Genomic DNA, 16,893 nt, shown 5'->3' with positions numbered 1-16,893 from the left:
GGATCAGGTCCTTGTATGGGCGGCAGGAGGAGCGGAAACCGGCGCGGCAACGGATTGCCGGTTGCCGGCAAACCCCGTCGTCACGCTGACGCTGCGGCGACCGGGATGACCGGCAGCGGTAAGGGCAATGCGGCGGGGGTCGATTCCATGGGCGATCAGGACGCTGGCAACGCTCCGCGCGCGGTCGGCGGCCAGCAGCGCCGGACTCTGCGTCGCCGCGTCGACGTCGGTGGTGGTGCCGTCGACCATCCCGGTCACCGCAAGGGTGGCGCGCGGATCGCGCAGCGCCTCGGTCGCCCAGCCGACCAGCGGCGCGACCGGGGCCGGCACCTCCGCCGACCCGGGGGCAAAGCCGTCCAGCGCGCTGGCCGCGACCGGCATCGGCGCCGGCGGAACGTCGGCACCGGTATCCGCGCCCCCGAAACCGGCGCGGATCCCGCGGGCCAGCGTGCCTCCGTCGAGCTGATTGGCCTGCATGAAGACGAAGAACGCGACGAGCAGCAATGCCAGATCGGCGAGCGTCATCAGCCACGCTGGGCGCGCGGGGGCGATTTCAGGAAGGTCGTCGTCGCGCGCGATCATGCCGATTTCGCCACGGCGAGCGGTCGGCGCGGCTGTTCGCGGGTTGCCAGCGCGATCAGCGGGGGTTCGAGCCGCAACCGCTCGACCGCCTCGTCGCGCGCGATCCGGCGCAGCCGGGCGGCGATCGGTGCCAGCACCAGATTGGCGAGCAACGCGCCATATAAGGTGGCGAGCAACGCCACTGCCATCGACGCGCCGATCGCATGCGGATCCTGCATTTTGACGAACATCCCGACCAGCCCGATCAGCGTGCCGACCATCCCCATCGCAGGGGCGGTCTCGGCGGCACCGGACCACAGCTCCGCGACGGCGGCGGCACGTTCGGCGCGCGCGCGGCGGCGCTGGCGGAGCAATTCCGCGATGTCCTCGGGCGCGGCCCCATCGACGATCGCGGCGACCGCGGCGGCGATGTCGGGGTCGGCGATCACCGAGCGGTCGAGCGCGAGCACGCCGTGTCGCTTGGCGATCCGCCCGAACGCGGCGATCTGCTCGACCAGCGGATCCGCCGCAAAGCGCGGCGCAGCCAGCGTGCGAAGCGCCGCCATCCCCCGGCCGATGTCCCCCGCGGAGGTCCGCAGCGCCGCAGCGGTCACCGTACCGCCGACGACGATGGCGAAGGCGATGGGGTCGAGGAACGGGGAAAGGGTCATGGACATCGCAGGAAGCACTGCAAGCCGTGGGCCAAACTGGTGACGGCTTATGGTTTGGTCCAACCCGCCACTCCGGCTTCTGCGAGACTTTTGCCGAAGTCGGTTCCCGCCCCCCCGTTTGCTGTTTCCCGCGAAGGCGGGAATCCTGAGCCAAGCAAAACAACAGCTAACAGCTCTCGCGACTCCTGGGCTCCCGCTTTCGCGGGAGAACACGGATGGTTTCGCAGAGGCCTCGCTTTTGCCGACGCGACGGCAGGGGGCGGCAACCGGCTTGCCGCCATCCGGCAAGCCATTGCCGCTTTGCCAGTGCTTCGCTTGCCGCCCGGCTCCCATGCGCATTTGGCACGCCCCTTGCTGAGACCTGGCTGCGCAATCATGCGCTGGAGACGGGCGATGCCCAGCGAAGGACTGTTCGGGGTACATGGGGCGGCACTCGAGGTGCGCTCGCAGCGCATGGGTGTCCTTGCGTCCAATATCGCGAACGCTTCGACTCCCGGGTTCAAGGCGCAGGACATTGATTTCAATACCGCGCTGGCGACCGCCGAGAATGCGGTCGACACCGGCGGCAGCGCCAGCATCGCCGGCGCCATGCGCTACCGTACCGCGTCGCAGCCCTCGCTGGACGGCAACACGGTCGAACTGTCGACCGAGCAGACCGCCTTCGCCGAGAATGCCGTCGCCTACCAGACGACGCTCTCCTTCCTCAACGGGCGGATCGGCCAGATCACCCGTGCTCTGAAGGGCGAATAACAGATGGCCGAACAACCGCTTTCCATCTTTCAGGTCGCCGGGCGCGCGATGTCCGCGCAGCTCGTGCGGATGAACACCACCGCGTCGAACCTTGCCAATGCGGGCGCGGTCACGAGCAGCGCGGAGACCGCCTACAAGACGATCAAGCCGGTCTTCCGCACGCAATATGACAAGGCCTCCGGTCTCGCGACGGTCAACGTCGAGAGCATCGTCACCGCGGGCGAAGGCCCGACCAAGGTCTACGATCCGTCGCATCCGCTCGCCGACAAGGATGGCAACATCTGGCAGTCGGGCGTCGATGAAACCCGCGAGCTGGTCGACATGATGGAGACCTCGCGGAGCTACCAGAACAACGTCGAGGTCATGCAGACCGCGAAGTCGCTCATCCTCGATACCCTCAAACTGGGACGCTGATCATGGCCTCCACTTTCGACTCCACGCTCACCAGCCTCGGCATCAATGCCAGCAGCACCGCCGCGGCGAATGCCGCCAAGACGTCGTCCTCCTCGTCGCTCGGCACCGGCGATTTCCTCAAGCTGATGACCGCGCAGCTCAACAACCAGGACCCGTTCTCGCCGGTCGACAACACGCAGATGGTCGCGCAGCTCGCGCAGATCTCGAGCACGTCGGGGATCGCCGACATGGGCACCACCCTGAAGGCGATCCAGGACAAGCTCGGCGCGACGACGCCCAGCGACGCGCTCGCCTATGTCGGCAAGACCGTGCTGACCGAAGGGTCGACCGCCTACGGCCGTTCGGCGGGCGGCCTCGCCGGCGCGGTCGAGCTCGACAAGGATGCGACCGACGTCACCGTGTCGATCAAGGACGCCAACGGGCAGACGCTCAACACGCTGTCGCTCGGCGCGCAGAAGGCCGGCACCGCGACCTACGACTGGGACGGCAAGACCGCGGACGGCGCGGAGGCGGGAACCGGCCCGTTCACCGTCTCGGTCAATGCGGCGAACGGCGGGGCCAGCGTCACGTCGCGCAATCTCGTCTGGGCGCCGGTCGCCGCGGTTTCGCTGCCCGCGTCGGGCGAGCCGATGCTCACCCTGCCCGGCATCGGGCAAGTCGCCGCCAGCGCCGTCCGCCAGGTCGGCTGATCCCCTTCCCGTCTAATCGATTCACAGGAGCAACCCGATGTCCTTCTATACCTCGCTCAGCGGCCTGCAGGCCGCGCAGACCGAACTCTCGACCGTCTCGCACAACCTCGCCAACGTCTCGACCAACGGCTTCAAGAAGAGCCGCACCGATTTCGCCGACGTCATCGCCTCGAGCATCGCGACCGATCCGACCAAGCTGGTCGGCTCGGGCGCGGTGGTGAAGTCGAACCGCCAGCAGTTCGGGGAGGGCAACCTCAAGACGACCGGCTCGTCGCTCGACCTCGCGATCACCGGTGACGGCTTCTTCGCGGTCAAGACCAGCGGCGTGAACACCGCGACCGCCTACACCCGCAACGGCGCGTTCCAGGTCGATCCGGCGACGCACAACATCGTCGACGCGCAAGGGTCGGCGCTGCTCGGCTATCCGGTCGACGCGAAGGGCAACACCACCGCCAGCGGCACCGACGGCCTGATCGCGCTCAACCTGCCCGAGACCAACGGCACGCCCGCGGCCACCGCCAACGTCGCGCTGAAGATCAACCTGTACGCCGCGGCGTCGACCCCGTCCGCGCCCTTCTCGCCCACCAACGCATCCAGCTACAACAGCTCGACCGCGACGACGATCTACGATTCGGCGGGCAAGGCGAGCACGCTCACCAGCTATTATGTCCATACCGGTGCCGATTCATGGTCCGTCCACAGCTATGTCGGCGACCAGGAACTCAAGGTCGGCGGATCGAATGCGGGAACGCCGGTGACGTTCGATGCGTCCGGCAACCTGTCCTCGACCCCGTCGTCGGTGACCTATGACTCGTTCAATCCGACCACCGGCGGCGTCGCGCAGACGATCAAGCTCGACCTGACGGGATCGACGCAACAGTCGAGCCCCTTCTCGGTCAACGCCAAGACGGCGGACGGTGCCTCGGTCGGCGAGCTCGCCGGCGTGTCGGTCGACAAGCAGGGGATCGTCTCGGCCAATTATTCGAACGGCGACACGGTCGCACTCGGCAAGGTCGCGCTCGCCAACTTCGCCAACCCGACGGGCTTGCGCCAGACCGGCAACAGCTATTGGTCGGCGACCGGCATTTCGGGGTCGGCCGCGCTCGGCTCGGCGAACGAGAACGGCTTCGGGTCGCTCAGCGCGGGCACGCTCGAGGGCTCGAACGTCGATATCACCGAGGAACTGGTCGATCTGATCGCCGCGCAGCGCAACTTCCAGGCGAATGCCAAGGCGCTCGATATCAACGGCCAGATTTCGCAGACCATCTTCAACATCCGCAACTGATCTAGGCAGAACCGGAGCGCAGCATGGACAAGCTGGTCTACACGGCGGCGACGGGGCTCAAGGCGCATCTCGCGTCACAGGCCGCGATCGCCAACAACATGGCGAACGCCTCGACGACCGGCTTTCGCGCCGATCGCGTCGTGTTCGACCGGCTGTCGCTCAAGGGCTCGCCGCTCGAATCGCGCGAGCCGACCTCTGGCGACGTGCTCGACGCGGACCGCAGCTCCGGCGCGATCCAGCAGACCGGCCGTTCGCTCGACGTCGCGATCACCGGCGACAGCTGGCTCGCGGTCCAGTCGCCCGACGGGAGCGAGGCCTACACCCGGCGCGGCGATCTGCAGGTCGCGCCCTCGGGCGTGCTCCAGACCGGCGACGGCTTCCCGGTGATGGGGTCGGGCGGCCCGATCACCGTGCCGCCGGCGCAAAGCATCGCGATCTCGGCGGACGGCACCGTGTCGATCGTCCCGCAGGGCGGCGACGCCAAGAACCCGCAGGTGATCGACCAGCTCAAGCTGGCCAACCCGACCGGCACCAAGACGGTCAAGGGGCTCGACAACCTGCTCTACGTCAAGGGCGGCGGCACGCTGCCGCAGGATCTGGACGCCAAGGTCGAGAGCGGCGCGCTCGAGGGATCGAACGTCAACATGACCCAGGCGCTGGTCGACATGATCGAGAACCAGCGCAGCTACGAAGTTTCGGCCAACATGATGAAGTCGGCCAAGGACATGGACGAAAGCGCTGCATCTGTGATGCGGCTGCCGAGCTGAAGGAATAGACGATGGGCAGTGCAGCCATGCATATCGCGCGGACCGGGCTTGATGCCCAGGACATGCGCATGCGAGTCATCTCGAACAACCTCGCGAACGTCAACACGACCGCGTACAAGAAGGACCGCGCCGCGTTCGAGACGCTGGCGTACCAGACGGTGACCGCGCCGGGCGCGCCGAGCACGTCCGAGACGAAGTACGCGACCGGGCTCAACCTCGGCACCGGCGTCAAGATCCAGGGCACCGCGCGGATCGACACGCAGGGGTCTTTCCAGTCGACCAACAACAGCCTCGACCTCGCGCTCGACGGTGACGGGTACTTTCAGGTGCAGATGCCGGGCGGCACGCTCGGTTACACCCGCGCGGGCAATTTCTCGCGCTCGCCCGAGGGTCTGATGATCACCAGCGAGGGCTATCAGGTCCAGCCGGGCATCACCGTGCCGCAGGGCGCGACCGCGATCACGATCGGCACCGACGGCACCGTCTCGGCGACGATCCCCGGCCAGACCACCCCGAGCGAGCTCGGCCAGATTCAGGTCGCGAGCTTCCCCAATTCGGCCGGGTTGCTGAGCAAGGGCGACAATTACCTGACCGAGACCGCGGCGAGCGGTGCCGCCAACCTCGGCATCGCCGGGCAGGACGGACGCGGCAATATCCGCCAGGGGCAGCTCGAGGGATCGAACGTCAACGTCGTCGAGGAGCTGGTCGACATGATCGAAACCCAGCGCGCGTATGAGGTGAATTCAAAAATGATCACCGCGACCGACGAAATGCTCAAATATGTTAATCAAAATATCTGATGGCTAGAGTCATGAAGCCGTTCGCCATCCAGCTGATCGTCGGATTTGCGTTGTTTTTGCCCAGCGCGGCCGAGTCGCGCCTGCTCGGCAAGAAGACGCCGCCGGTCGATTTCTCGGCGGCGATGCCCGAACCGGCGCTGGCGCCGGCGGCCGCGACGGGATCGATCTTCCAGGTCGGCGACGGTTATGCGGCCCTGTATGAAGGGACCCGCGCCCGCCGCGTCGGCGATCCGCTGACGATCGTGCTGGTCGAGCGCACCGCGGCGTCCAAGTCGGCGAACTCCAAGCTCGATTCGTCGGGCAGCCTGGCGTTCACCCCGCCGACCACCGGGCGGCTCGCGCTGTTCCAGGGGACCGACATCGCGACCAGCGGCAACCGCAACTTCAAGGGCGGCGGTGCCGCCGACCAGTCGAACACGCTGTCGGGCGAGATCAGCGTCACGGTCAGCCGCGTCCTGCCCAACGGCACGATGCTGGTGCAGGGCCAGAAGCGGGTCACGCTCAATCGCGGCGACGAGTTCGTCCAGATCAAGGGGCTGATCCGCACCGCCGACATCGACGCCGACAATCGCGTCCCGTCGACCCGGGTCGCCGATGCGCAAATCGCCTATACCGGCAAGGGCGACGTCGCGCGGGCGAGCCGTCAGGGCTGGCTCGGCCGCTTCTTCTCCGTCGTGAGTCCGTTCTGATGCTGCGTCTGCTGCTCGCCACGCTCCTCGCGCTCGTCGTCGCGGCCCCCGCCTCGGCCGACCGGATCAAGGATCTCGGCGGGTTCCAGGGGATCCGTACCAACCAGCTGACGGGCTATGGCGTGGTCGTCGGGCTGCCCGGCACCGGCGACGACAATCTCGAATATACCATCCAGTCGATGAAGGCGGTGACCTCGCGCTTCGGGCTGCAATTGCCCGCCAACGTCAATCCCGGGCTCAAGAACGCGGCGGTGGTGATGATCACCGCTGAACTGCCCCCCTTTGCCAAGCCCGGGCAGAAGCTCGACATCACCATCGCCTCGATGGGCAAGGCCAAGTCGCTTCGTGGCGGTGCGCTGATCCTGACGCCGCTGCTCGGTGCCGACAACCAGATCTATGCGATGGCGCAGGGCAATCTCGCGGTCGGCGGCCTCGGTGCCGAGGGCAAGGACGGGTCGCAGATCGTCATCAACATCCCTTCGACCGGCCGCATTCCCGAAGGCGCGACGGTCGAGCGTGCGGTCAAGACCGGGTTCGAGAACACGCCCGCGCTGACCTTCAACTTGGCGCGCGCCGATTTCACGACCGCGCAGAACGTCGCGGGTTCGATCAACGCGCGCTTCGGCACCGGCGTGGCGCAGGCGGTCGACGCCGTGTCGGTCTCGGTCCGCGCGCCGATCGGCGGGGACGTCCGCGCGACCTTGATGAGCGAGATCGAGAACCTCACCGTCGTCTCGGCCGAGCCGCCCGCCAAGGTGATCGTCAACGCGCGCACCGGCACCGTCGTGATCAACTCGGCGGTCCGCGTCAGCACCGCCGCGATCACCCACGGCAAGCTGACCGTGCGGATCGACGAGAACGAACGCGTCAGCCAGCCCGCGCCGTTCAGCCAGGGCCAGACGACCAAGGCGCAGAAGTCGGGCATCGCGGTCGACGAGGAAAAGCACCCGATGTTCCTGATCGCGCCCGGTCCCAAACTGTCCGACGTGGTCAAGGCGATCAATGCGATCGGCGCGTCGCCCGCCGACCTGGTCGCGATCCTCGAGGCGCTCAAGGAAGCGGGATCGCTCAAAGCGGAGTTGATCGTATTGTGAGTGACGTCCCTGCCCTTCCCCCGGTCAACGCGCCTTCGGCGGTCGGTGGTGTCGCGACCGACACCAGCCGGCTGTCGAACCGCGCCAACCTCGATGCCGCCGGCAAGAAGTTCGAGGCGGTGTTCACCGGCATGATGGTCAAGGCGATGCGCTCGACGCATCTCGCCGAGGACGATCTGTTCGGGTCCAAGGGTATGGATACGTTCAAGGAAATGCAGGACACGCAGGTCGCGCAGACCATGGCCGCGCACGCGCCGCTCGGCATCGGCAAGGCGATGACCGCGTTTCTCGCGAAGTCGCAGGCGGGCGTCCAGGCCGGGCTGCAGGCTGCACCCGCGACCGACAAGGCCAAGACGCCATGAGCGACATGCTGAGCATCGGCGCGAGTGGCGTCAAAGCGTATCAGACCGCGCTGACCACCGTTTCCGACAATATCGCCAATGCGTCGACGCCGGGCTACGCCAAGCGCACCACCGACCTGTCCGAGATCGCGCCCGCCACCGGGCTGAACTCGGCGACGGTGAACGGCAGCGGGTTCGGCGTCACGACGTCGGGCATCACGCGCTCGGCCGATGCGTTGCGCGATGCCGACGTGCGCACGTCGCAGTCGGATCTCGCGCGCAGCGACACCAGCATCACCTGGCTCGGGCAGATCGAGACCGCGCTGACCGGCAACCAGCTCGGCGACCGGCTGACCAGCTTCTTCAACGCGAGCAAGGCGGTCGCCGCCGATCCGACCGCGACGACACCGCGCGCCGCGCTGCTCGAACAGGCGACGGCGGTCGCCGGATCGTTCAGCGCCACCGGCAAGGCACTCGACCAGCTCGACAGCAACGTCGACACGACCGCCGCCAATGCGGTCTCCACGATCAACGGGCTTGGCGCCTCGCTCGCGAAGGTCAACGACGGGCTGTCGCGGGTCAAGCCCGGCTCCGTCGGCGCGGCGCAGCTGGCCGACCAGCGCGATTCGATCCTCGATCAGATGAGCGCGATCAGCGACGTGTCGGTGTCGATCGATTCCTACGGCCGCGCCGCGGTCAAGCTCGGCAACGCGGGCGGTCCGTCGTTCGTTTCGGGCAACCAGGCCGAGACGCTGCAATTCGCGCGCGGCACCGACGGCGTCATCGCCTTTTCGCTGCAGCGTTCGCAGGCGAGCGTCACCCCGTCCGGCGGCGCGCTGGCGGGCGTGGTCGAAGGCGCGCAGCGGATATCGGATGCGCGGATCAAGCTCGACGCGATCGCGACGTCGTTCACCGACGGCGTCAACGCGGTGCAGCAGGGCGGCGCGGATCTCGATTCGAAAGCCGGCACCGCGCTGTTCGCGACCGGGACCAGCCCGACCGACATTACCGTAGCGCTGACCGACCCGCGTGGCGTCGCCGCGGCGGCAGTCGGCGCGGGACCGCGCGACAACAGCAATCTCGGCAAGCTCGATACGCTGCGCACCAGCGGCGCTTTCGAATCGAACACGACCGCGCTCGTCTCGGGCAATGCCGCCGCGCTCGCCGCGCGCAAGCAGGTCGCCGATGCGCAGGGCGCGATCCGCACCAACGCGCTGTCGGCGCGTGACGCGGTGTCGGGCGTCAATCTCGATACCGAAGCGGTCGACCTGCTGCGCTTCCAGCAGGCCTATCAAGCGTCCAGCCGGGTGATCCAGGTCGCCAAGGACACGCTCCAGTCGATCCTCGACCTCCACTAGGCCCCGGACGGAACCCGCCATGCAAATCGGCACCAGCCTGTTTTTCGATCGCACCTCGGCGCAGATGACCAATCTGTCCGCGCAGACGAGCACGCTCAACACGCAGATCGCGACCGGCAAGAAACTGACCGCGCCGTCGCAGGACGTGGTCGCGTACAACCGGCTCGCGTCGATCAAGCAGGCGGATGCCGACCAGTCGGCCTATTCGAGCAACATCAGCCTGGCAAAGTCGCTGCTCGAACAGTCCGATTCGACGCTGACCGCCGTGTCCACGCAGCTTCAGCGGGCGTCGGAGCTGACGATTCGCGCCAATACCGGCACGCTCAACGACGACGATCGCAAGACCATCGCGACCGAGCTCAATAGCATCCTCGACGATCTGGTCAGCCTCGCCAACACCAGCGACGCGCGCGGCCAGCCGTTGTTCGGTGCTGCGACCGGCACCGCCGCGGTCACGCAGGCGGCCGATGGCACGGTGTCGCTTGGCGGGACCGGGGAGCTCCCCGCGATCCCGGTCGGCGACGGCACCTCGGTATCGGCGACCGACAGCGCGGAGCGCGTGTTCGGCAACATCAAGACCAAGGCGGGCGGCAAGACCGACGTGTTTGCCATCCTGTCCAGTTACATCACCGCACTCGACGCCGGCGGGGACGTTTCGACAGCCTCTTCCGACGCGATCGACGGGCTCGGCGCCGCGCAGACGCAGGTCAACAACGTGCAGGGATCGGTCGGCGCCCGCGCCGCGCGACTCGACATCGTGTCCTCGCAGGCCACCGACGCGGCCACAGCGCGCGAGAGCGATCGTACCGGGCTCGAGGACACCGACCTGTCCGCAGCGATTACGGAATTGCAGAAGCAGATGACGATCCTGTCGGCGACCCAGGCGAGCTTTACCAAGCTGAGCAGCCTGTCGCTGTTCACCTATCTGCGCTGATTCCAGCACCGTCACCCCGGCGCAGGCCGGGGCCGCCATGTCAGGGGGCACAACCGGCGATACCGCGCCCAGCCGTCCTGCCGCGCCCGGGTAACCGCGCGGCCCCGGCCTTCGCCGGGGTGACGCAAGGTAGCGCTTCGCCGGGAACCGCAAGAATTAACGCCAGCCCCACTGCTGGTTAACCGTTTTGCTACGGAATCCCCCTAGACCGTAACCATAGCGGCCAATGCGGGTCGCGAGCGTCTTGCAGCATCGTCCAACGCAGCGTTTACAAGGGCTTACCGCCACTCATGTTTCCCGCAATCGGCCTCGTCGTTCTCCTCGTGATGATTTTCGGCGGCTTTGCCATCACTGGCGGCGCGCTGGGTCCGGTGATGGAAGCGATTCCGCACGAAATGCTCATCATCGGCGGCGCCGCGGTCGGCGCGCTGATCATCGGCAATTCGATGAAGGAACTGAAGGCGCTCGGCGGCGGCTTCATGAAGGTCTTCAAGGGCCCGAAATACAAGAAGCAGGACTATCTCGACGTCATCTTCCTGGTGTCGAAGCTGATGAAGATGCTCCGTACCGAAGGGCCGATCGCGCTCGAGCCGCATGTCGAGGATCCCAAGTCCTCCGCGGTCTTCGCCGAATATCCGCGGCTGCTGTCGGATCATACGCTCATCAACCTGATCGCGGACACGTTGCGGCTGGTCGTCGTCTCGTCGGGGACGCTCGACGTCCATGCGGTCGAGGACGTGATGGACAACATGATCAAGACCCACCACCACGAGGTCGAGGGCCCGCACGGGACGATCTCGAGCCTCGCCGACGCGCTGCCCGCGCTCGGCATCGTCGCGGCCGTGCTCGGCGTGGTCAAGACGATGGGCTCGATCGACAAGCCGCCCGCGATCCTCGGCGCGATGATCGGGTCGGCGCTGGTCGGTACGTTCATGGGCGTGCTGCTCGCGTACGGGATCGTCGCGCCGCTGGCCAACCGGCTCAAACAGGTGATCGAGGCGGATGGCGCGATCTATCACGTGGTCAAGCAGATCATCATCGCCTCGCTCCACGGCCACCCGCAGCCGCTGGTGATCGAGGCGGCGCGCTCGGGCATCGCGCATTCGAACCAGCCGGGCTTCGCCGAAGTCTTCGACGGCCTGCGGGCGCGGTGACGTGATGGTTCACCATCAAACCGTTGGCGGGATGCGTTTCGAAGCAGGAAATCTCGCACAAAGCCACAAAGCCGCAAAGCGGTCCGCATTGGTCGGTCGCCCGATCGAGGCGCGGCAACGCGAGAACGAGACGCCCTCTTCTCTTCGTGACTTTGTGGCTTTGTGCGAGCCAAACTTACTCGGTTCAACGCCTCCCCGGGGAAGTGCCTACGCCGATGCCGTCTCTGCGCTTCGCGCGGTGGCGATGCTGTGTGATCCGGTCGTGCTCGGGAACCGCCGCTGATGGCCGCGCGCGCGCCGCATGGGACCAACCAGCCTCCCAAGATCATCTACAAGAAGATCTATATCGAGGGCCACGGCGGGCATCACGGCGGCGCGTGGAAGGTCGCCTATGCCGATTTCGTCACCGCGATGATGGCGTTCTTCCTGCTGATGTGGCTGCTCGGCGCGACCAACGAGAAGCAGCGCAAGGCGCTCGCCGACTATTTCTCGCCGACGCTCGTCCAGCTCAAGCAGAACAGCGCCGGCTCGATGGGGCTGTTCGGCGGCTCGTCGATCACCGACAAGGACAATTACCAGCACAAGGCGTCGCAGACCGGCACCCGCGCGATGACCGTGCCGATCGACGCGACCGGCGGGATGCAGGTCGGCTCGGGCCAGAAAGGCACGCTCAAGGACCGTACCGCGATGTCGGTCGAGGATCGCAAGAATTTCGAGAAGATGCGCCGGCAGGTTCTGTCATCGATGGCGTCCAACCCGCAATTGGTGAAACTGTCGTCGCACGTTCGCTTCGTCCGCACGCAGAACGGGTTGCGGATCGACCTGCTCGACGATGCCGATTATTCGATGTTCGACCTCGGCACGACCCAGCTCGAACCGCGCGCGTCAGCCCTGCTCGGGCTGATCGCGCAGTCGATCAGGGGCACCGCCAACCCGATCATGATCCGCGGCCATACCGATAGCCTCGGCTACGGCGATCCGCTCGCGATGAACAACTGGATGCTCTCGAGTGCGCGGGCCGAAGCGACGCGGCGACGCCTCGCCGCCGGGGGCACGCCCGAGAATCGCTTCAACCGGATCGAGGGCGTGGCGGACCGCGAGCCGATCATCCCGACCAACCCGACCGACCCGCGCAACCGTCGCGTCGCAATCACGCTGCTGTACCGCGCCACCGCCTTCGGCGAGTGATGCGCGAGACCCGCGCCCTGCGGCTTGCGACCGCCGCGCTGTTCACGGTGCTGGCGCTCTATGGCCTGTCGACGCTCCCCGATCTCGCGGCACGCTGGGGGCTGACCGGCGGAAGCTTCGCGGTGATCGCGGTATGGGGTGCGCTCGCCACGGTCGGGATCGCGCGGTTGCGCGAGCGGCCCGGCGCGAGCGGGCTCGTCCTTCTGTGCGCCGTCATGCTGGCGTTGCGCGTCGGCGCCGCGTGGATCGGCGCGGGGCGTGTATCGCCCGGCGACCCGCAATCCTACCGGGTCCTGGCGCAGGGCCTTCTCGCCGGGCGCGGGCTGGTCCTGTACGAACCCTATTTCGGATCCGACTGGCGCGCGCTGTTCCCGCCGGCCTATCCGGTCGTGCTCGCGGCATGGAGCGCGGTACTCGGCTTCTCGACCGCGTCGCTGCTCGCGCTGGGCACGCTGACCGATCTTGCGACCGCCGCGTCGATCGCGAAACTGGGCGCGCGGCTCGGCGATGCCCCGGCGGGGCGGCGGGCGGCGTGGCTGTATGTGGTGTGGCCGTCGGTGCTGTTCTCGGCACCGCTCGCGCAGAAGGAGTCGCTGTGCGCGCTCCTCATCGTGCTGCTTGCGCTGGCGTGGCTGACGCCGCGTGCGGGCTGGCGCGGTGCGGTCGCGCTCGGCGTGCCGGCGGGGTTGCTCGCGCTGACCCAGCCCGGCGAGGCGCCGCTTGCCGCCCTGTTCGGCATCGTGCTGCTGGCCCGGAGCGGATGGGGACCAATGGTGCTGTTCGGCTTGCGCGGCGCGATGGTCGCGGTCGTCGTGCTGCTGCCCTGGTGGGTCCGCAACTGGACGCTGTTCCACACCTTCGTGCCCTTGACGAGCGCGAGCGGGGCAAGCCTGTGGATCGGCAACAATCCTGCCGCCACCGGCAATTGGGAGCCCCCGCCGCCCGCGCTCAAGGGCTTGCCCGAACTGACCTACAATGCGCGGATCAAGGCGATCGCGCTCGAGTGGATCGAACACCATCCCGCCGCCTTCCTCCGGCTGACCGCGACCAAATTGGTCCGCGCGACGGGGATCGGGGTGTTCGGGGTGGTTCGGCTCGAGGCGATGCACCCGTCGATCCCGCGCGCGCTGGCCGCGCTGTTGTGGCCGGTCGCGCAGCTGGCGCAGATCGCGCTGCTTGGCGCCACGGCGATCCGCCAGGGCCGTTTGCCGCTCGCCCTGCTGCTGTTGATCGCGGCGTGCGTCCTGCAATGGGTGCTGTTCGGCGTGTGGTTCGAATTCGGCGAACGCCACCGCGAATGCGCGACCCCCTTCCTCCTGCTCGCCTTATGCTGGGCAATCGACCGCCAGACGGTTGAGAAGCAGCCGCCGAACCCCTAGTTTGGAGTCGTGAGCACAAACGCCGTCACCGCCCGCATCGCCGACGGCGTCGCCGCCATTCCAGCGGCGGACTGGGACGCCTGCGCCGGCGCGACCAACCCGTTCGTGGGCCATGCCTTCCTGTCGATCCTGGAAGCCTCGGGCAGCGCCACGCCGCGCGCCGGCTGGCAACCGATCCCGATCATCGTCGACGGCCCCGACGGCCGCCCCGCCGGAATCGCGCCGGCCTATGCCAAGAGTCACAGCCAGGGCGAATATGTCTTCGACCATGCCTGGGCGGATGCGTGGGAGCGCGCGGGCGGTGCCTATTATCCCAAGCTGCAGGTCGCGGTGCCCTTCTCCCCCGTTCCCGGCCCGCGGCTGTTGCTGCGCGATCCCGCCACCGCGCCCGCGCTGATCGCGGCGATCGAGGCGGTGACCGACCAGCACCAATTGTCCTCGGCCCACGCCACGTTCGTCACGCCCGACCAGCTTCCCGCGTTCGAGGCGGCGGGCTGGCTCTTGCGCGAAGGCACCCAATTCCACTGGCAGAACGACGGTTATGCCGGGTTCGACGCTTTCCTCGACGCGCTCGCCAGCCGCAAGCGCAAGGCGATCCGCAAGGAACGTGCCGCCGCGGTCGAGGGACTGACGATCCGCCATGTCACCGGCGCGGACATCACCGAGGCGGACTGGGACGCGTTCTGGCGATACTACCAGGACACCGGCGCCCGCAAATGGGGCCAGCCGTATCTGACACGGCGCTTCTTCACGCTGCTCGGCGAGACGATGGCGGACAAGGTGTTGCTGATCTTCGCGGATCGCGACGGCCGGCCGATCGCGGGGGCGCTCAACCTGATCGGCGCGGAGACGCTGTACGGCCGCTATTGGGGCTGTACCGAGGAGGTCCCGTTCCTCCATTTCGAGCTGTGCTATTACCAGGCGATCGACGCCGCGATCGCACGCGGGCTCAAGACGGTCGAGGCGGGCGCGCAGGGCGAGCACAAGCTCGCGCGCGGCTATGTCCCGGTGCCGACCTGGTCCGCGCATTACATTCCCGACCGCAATTTCCGCCGCGCGATTTCGGACTTCCTCGCGCGCGAACGCGCCTCGGTCGAGGCGGACCAAGACTATCTCGGCGAACTGACCCCGTTCCGCCGCGGCTGATCAGAACGGCGTCGGCATCGGGCGCGAGCGCAGGCGCAGCGATTCGTCGCTGACCTTGATCCCCGGCGCGCCATGATCGACGCGGAACAGCACGCTCGTCCCGTCGCGCCAGATCGGCACCAGCCCCTCGTTGAAGCGCGGGTCATAGGCGGGGGGACGGATCAGCCAGACATAGTCGAATGCGTTGCGCGGGAACCTGGCCATCGCCATGTTGATCGGACGCCACCATTCGCGCGGGCATTGCACGCTGGTGACGATTTGCGACGGATCGTGCGCGAAGCGTTGCGCGGGCAGGTAGCGCGTCGTCAGCAATTGCGCGCCCGCCATCGACCATTGGTCGTTGGTATAGGCGAGCCGCCGCTCGAGCGCGATGGCGGGCAGATGCTCGAGCCGGCTCATCACCCACGGGTTGCCGCATTGCTCGCCCACGAACGACACCAGCCGCGCGCCCACCGGCAGGCGTTCCAGCGCCTTGAGTTCGCGGTCGTAATCGTCCGCGAACATCCAGAAGCTGGCGGTCGTCGCGGCGATCCGCACCAGCACGAACGCCAGTCCCAGCGCCGCCAGCGTCGCGCTTCCGCGAATCGACAGACCGGGGCGGGGCCGCAGCGCGATCACCGCGATCCCCAGCATGAAGGGCGCAAGCCGCATGTCGGCATAGGCCGAGCCGAACACGATCCGCGGGAGCACGATGTAGACGAGCAGCAGGAACAGCGCGGACAGCAGCAGGTTGCGCGAATATTCGATGCTCGGGTCGCGGATCCCCTTGAACAGGATCAGCAGGACGACCGCGATCGAGGCGATGTCGAAGGTGACCCAGCGATCCTTGAACGTCATCGTCAGCCAGCGGATCTTGGCACGCCAGTCGAACCAGTCGGCGGTCTGCCCGCCGACATGTTCGCCGCTGCGCCACACCACCATCAGCACCAGCGGCAGCGCGAGCGGCAGGCAGCCGAGTCCGGCGAAGAACGCCGCCTTGACCCAGCTCTTGACCCCGTGCTCGCCGCGCGTGTCGTGCTGCCGGATCAATTCGCCCGAGAAGGCGAGCACACCGAGCACGCCCCAGCCAAAGGTGTGGCACAGCCACAAGGCGCAGGAGAAGGGCACGAAGATCGCCGCGCGCAACCGCAGATGCCCGAGCCGCGCCAGCCGCAGCCACAGCGCATAGGCGTTGAGCGCGATCGCCATCGACAGCGCGAAATTCACGAACCCGAACTGGATCGGATAGCTGTAGGCGATCGGCAGCGCGAACAGCGCGGTCGGGGGGATCCGCCCGTGCACCTCGCGCGCGATCCACAGATACCCCGTCACGATCAGCAGTGGGATCGTCATCACGATCAGCTTGACCGACAGTTCCAGCCCGAAAATCTTCGACAGCGGCACGATCAGGATGTCGATCCCGAGATTGCCGATCAGTTGCCAGCTGAAATTATACCAGTTGCCGAGCCACGGATGCTCGCCGATCGCAAGCTGGACGCGATAACGCCCCATGTGCCCGGGCAAGTCGACGAGCGGCGCGATTTCCGGGCGTACCAACGGAATGATCGCGACCAACGCCATCAGTGCGACGAACGCGCGTGTCTGCCACCAGTGGAGCGGTGCGGTATCCCCCTGCATCCCGGGCTCTTACCGCGTTGGTCCGGGTAGAAACAAGTCGCGTTCTACGGGCTTGC

Annotated in this window: 18 protein-coding genes; 15 read left to right on the top strand and 3 right to left on the bottom strand. The window is 67.4% G+C overall.

Going from position 1 to position 16,893, the window contains the following annotated elements:
- Positions 1–3: 3 nt before the first annotated feature.
- Both L8K25_RS07075 and L8K25_RS07070 read right to left on the bottom strand, forming a co-directional pair.
- On the bottom strand, positions 4–582 hold the full coding sequence (locus L8K25_RS07075; protein ID WP_242138192.1) for an OmpA family protein: 579 nt from the start codon (positions 580–582) through the stop codon (positions 4–6).
- Positions 579–1,232, bottom strand: a complete 654-nt coding sequence (locus L8K25_RS07070; RefSeq protein WP_242138191.1) for a MotA/TolQ/ExbB proton channel family protein — start codon at positions 1,230–1,232, stop codon at positions 579–581. Before L8K25_RS07070 ends, L8K25_RS07075 begins: the two co-directional genes overlap by 4 nt.
- A 393-nt stretch (positions 1,233–1,625) precedes the next feature.
- Between L8K25_RS07070 and flgB the strand changes: the two genes are divergently transcribed.
- From flgB to L8K25_RS06995, 15 genes are all read left to right on the top strand, one after another.
- Entirely contained in the window at positions 1,626–1,982 is a 357-nt protein-coding gene (gene flgB / locus L8K25_RS07065) for a flagellar basal body rod protein FlgB (protein ID WP_242138190.1), read from the top strand.
- A 3-nt stretch (positions 1,983–1,985) separates the two neighbouring features.
- Positions 1,986–2,396 carry a flagellar basal body rod protein FlgC gene (gene flgC / locus L8K25_RS07060; protein ID WP_242138189.1) on the top strand — a complete coding sequence of 137 codons (411 nt, stop codon included), beginning with the start codon at positions 1,986–1,988 and terminating at the stop codon, positions 2,394–2,396.
- A gap of 2 nt (positions 2,397–2,398) precedes the next feature.
- Complete coding sequence (locus L8K25_RS07055; protein WP_242138188.1) at positions 2,399–3,085, top strand: flagellar hook capping FlgD N-terminal domain-containing protein; 687 nt, start codon at positions 2,399–2,401, stop codon at positions 3,083–3,085.
- A 37-nt stretch (positions 3,086–3,122) separates the two neighbouring features.
- Positions 3,123–4,370, top strand: a complete 1,248-nt coding sequence (locus L8K25_RS07050; protein ID WP_242138187.1) for a flagellar hook protein FlgE — start codon at positions 3,123–3,125, stop codon at positions 4,368–4,370.
- A 23-nt stretch (positions 4,371–4,393) separates the two neighbouring features.
- Complete coding sequence (gene flgF / locus L8K25_RS07045) at positions 4,394–5,137, top strand: flagellar basal-body rod protein FlgF (RefSeq protein WP_242138186.1); 744 nt, start codon at positions 4,394–4,396, stop codon at positions 5,135–5,137.
- A gap of 11 nt (positions 5,138–5,148) precedes the next feature.
- Complete coding sequence (flgG, locus tag L8K25_RS07040) at positions 5,149–5,937, top strand: flagellar basal-body rod protein FlgG (RefSeq protein WP_242138185.1); 789 nt, start codon at positions 5,149–5,151, stop codon at positions 5,935–5,937.
- 11 nt (positions 5,938–5,948) lie between these two features.
- The gene (locus L8K25_RS07035) at positions 5,949–6,626 is read left to right on the top strand and encodes a flagellar basal body L-ring protein FlgH (protein WP_242138184.1); all 678 of its coding nucleotides are present in this window, start codon (positions 5,949–5,951) and stop codon (positions 6,624–6,626) included.
- A complete protein-coding gene (locus L8K25_RS07030; RefSeq protein WP_242138183.1) occupies positions 6,626–7,720 on the top strand; it encodes a flagellar basal body P-ring protein FlgI in 1,095 nt (364 codons plus the stop codon). Before L8K25_RS07035 ends, L8K25_RS07030 begins: the two co-directional genes overlap by 1 nt.
- Positions 7,717–8,082, top strand: coding sequence for a rod-binding protein (locus L8K25_RS07025; RefSeq protein WP_242138182.1), 366 nt, complete (start codon positions 7,717–7,719; stop codon positions 8,080–8,082). The genes L8K25_RS07030 and L8K25_RS07025 overlap by 4 nt, the downstream gene beginning before the upstream one ends.
- A complete protein-coding gene (flgK, locus tag L8K25_RS07020) occupies positions 8,079–9,419 on the top strand; it encodes a flagellar hook-associated protein FlgK (protein ID WP_242138181.1) in 1,341 nt (446 codons plus the stop codon). Before L8K25_RS07025 ends, flgK begins: the two co-directional genes overlap by 4 nt.
- A 19-nt stretch (positions 9,420–9,438) precedes the next feature.
- Positions 9,439–10,353, top strand: a complete 915-nt coding sequence (gene flgL / locus L8K25_RS07015; protein ID WP_242138180.1) for a flagellar hook-associated protein FlgL — start codon at positions 9,439–9,441, stop codon at positions 10,351–10,353.
- Between the two features lie 290 nt (positions 10,354–10,643).
- Entirely contained in the window at positions 10,644–11,507 is an 864-nt protein-coding gene (gene motA / locus L8K25_RS07010) for a flagellar motor stator protein MotA (protein ID WP_242138179.1), read from the top strand.
- A 282-nt stretch (positions 11,508–11,789) separates the two neighbouring features.
- Complete coding sequence (locus L8K25_RS07005; protein ID WP_242138178.1) at positions 11,790–12,695, top strand: flagellar motor protein MotB; 906 nt, start codon at positions 11,790–11,792, stop codon at positions 12,693–12,695.
- Positions 12,695–14,074, top strand: coding sequence for a glycosyltransferase (locus tag L8K25_RS07000; RefSeq protein ID WP_242138177.1), 1,380 nt, complete (start codon positions 12,695–12,697; stop codon positions 14,072–14,074). The genes L8K25_RS07005 and L8K25_RS07000 overlap by 1 nt, the downstream gene beginning before the upstream one ends.
- Before the next feature lie 9 nt (positions 14,075–14,083).
- A complete protein-coding gene (locus tag L8K25_RS06995) occupies positions 14,084–15,220 on the top strand; it encodes a GNAT family N-acetyltransferase (RefSeq protein WP_242138176.1) in 1,137 nt (378 codons plus the stop codon).
- Here the strand turns inward: L8K25_RS06995 and L8K25_RS06990 are convergent, their stop codons facing one another.
- Positions 15,221–16,837, bottom strand: a complete 1,617-nt coding sequence (locus L8K25_RS06990; RefSeq protein ID WP_242138175.1) for a hypothetical protein — start codon at positions 16,835–16,837, stop codon at positions 15,221–15,223. It abuts the gene before it with no gap.
- Positions 16,838–16,893: the final 56 nt, after the last annotated feature.

Source organism: Sphingomonas sp. TREG-RG-20F-R18-01 (genome assembly GCF_022662475.1).
In the GTDB taxonomy this organism is placed as follows: domain Bacteria; phylum Pseudomonadota; class Alphaproteobacteria; order Sphingomonadales; family Sphingomonadaceae; genus Sphingomonas.
Note: the sequence above shows the minus strand (reverse complement) of the source record. Positions and strands in the feature narration are given on the sequence as shown.

Bases quoted from the DNA above. Each gene is read 5' to 3' on its own strand.
- flgK (WP_242138181.1), top strand. From the start codon at position 8,079: ATGAGCGACATGCTGAGCATCGGCGCGAGTGGCGTCAAAGCGTATCAG.
- L8K25_RS07050 (WP_242138187.1), top strand. From the start codon at position 3,123: ATGTCCTTCTATACCTCGCTCAGCGGCCTGCAGGCCGCGCAGACCGAA.
- L8K25_RS06990 (WP_242138175.1), bottom strand. From the start codon at position 16,837: ATGCAGGGGGATACCGCACCGCTCCACTGGTGGCAGACACGCGCGTTC.
- flgC (WP_242138189.1), top strand. From the start codon at position 1,986: ATGGCCGAACAACCGCTTTCCATCTTTCAGGTCGCCGGGCGCGCGATG.
- flgL (WP_242138180.1), top strand. From the start codon at position 9,439: ATGCAAATCGGCACCAGCCTGTTTTTCGATCGCACCTCGGCGCAGATG.
- L8K25_RS07055 (WP_242138188.1), top strand. From the start codon at position 2,399: ATGGCCTCCACTTTCGACTCCACGCTCACCAGCCTCGGCATCAATGCC.
- L8K25_RS07070 (WP_242138191.1), bottom strand. From the start codon at position 1,232: ATGACCCTTTCCCCGTTCCTCGACCCCATCGCCTTCGCCATCGTCGTC.
- L8K25_RS07075 (WP_242138192.1), bottom strand. From the start codon at position 582: ATGATCGCGCGCGACGACGACCTTCCTGAAATCGCCCCCGCGCGCCCA.
- L8K25_RS07035 (WP_242138184.1), top strand. From the start codon at position 5,949: ATGAAGCCGTTCGCCATCCAGCTGATCGTCGGATTTGCGTTGTTTTTG.
- flgB (WP_242138190.1), top strand. From the start codon at position 1,626: ATGCCCAGCGAAGGACTGTTCGGGGTACATGGGGCGGCACTCGAGGTG.
- L8K25_RS07000 (WP_242138177.1), top strand. From the start codon at position 12,695: ATGCGCGAGACCCGCGCCCTGCGGCTTGCGACCGCCGCGCTGTTCACG.
- motA (WP_242138179.1), top strand. From the start codon at position 10,644: ATGTTTCCCGCAATCGGCCTCGTCGTTCTCCTCGTGATGATTTTCGGC.
- L8K25_RS07030 (WP_242138183.1), top strand. From the start codon at position 6,626: ATGCTGCGTCTGCTGCTCGCCACGCTCCTCGCGCTCGTCGTCGCGGCC.
- L8K25_RS07005 (WP_242138178.1), top strand. From the start codon at position 11,790: ATGGCCGCGCGCGCGCCGCATGGGACCAACCAGCCTCCCAAGATCATC.
- flgF (WP_242138186.1), top strand. From the start codon at position 4,394: ATGGACAAGCTGGTCTACACGGCGGCGACGGGGCTCAAGGCGCATCTC.
- flgG (WP_242138185.1), top strand. From the start codon at position 5,149: ATGGGCAGTGCAGCCATGCATATCGCGCGGACCGGGCTTGATGCCCAG.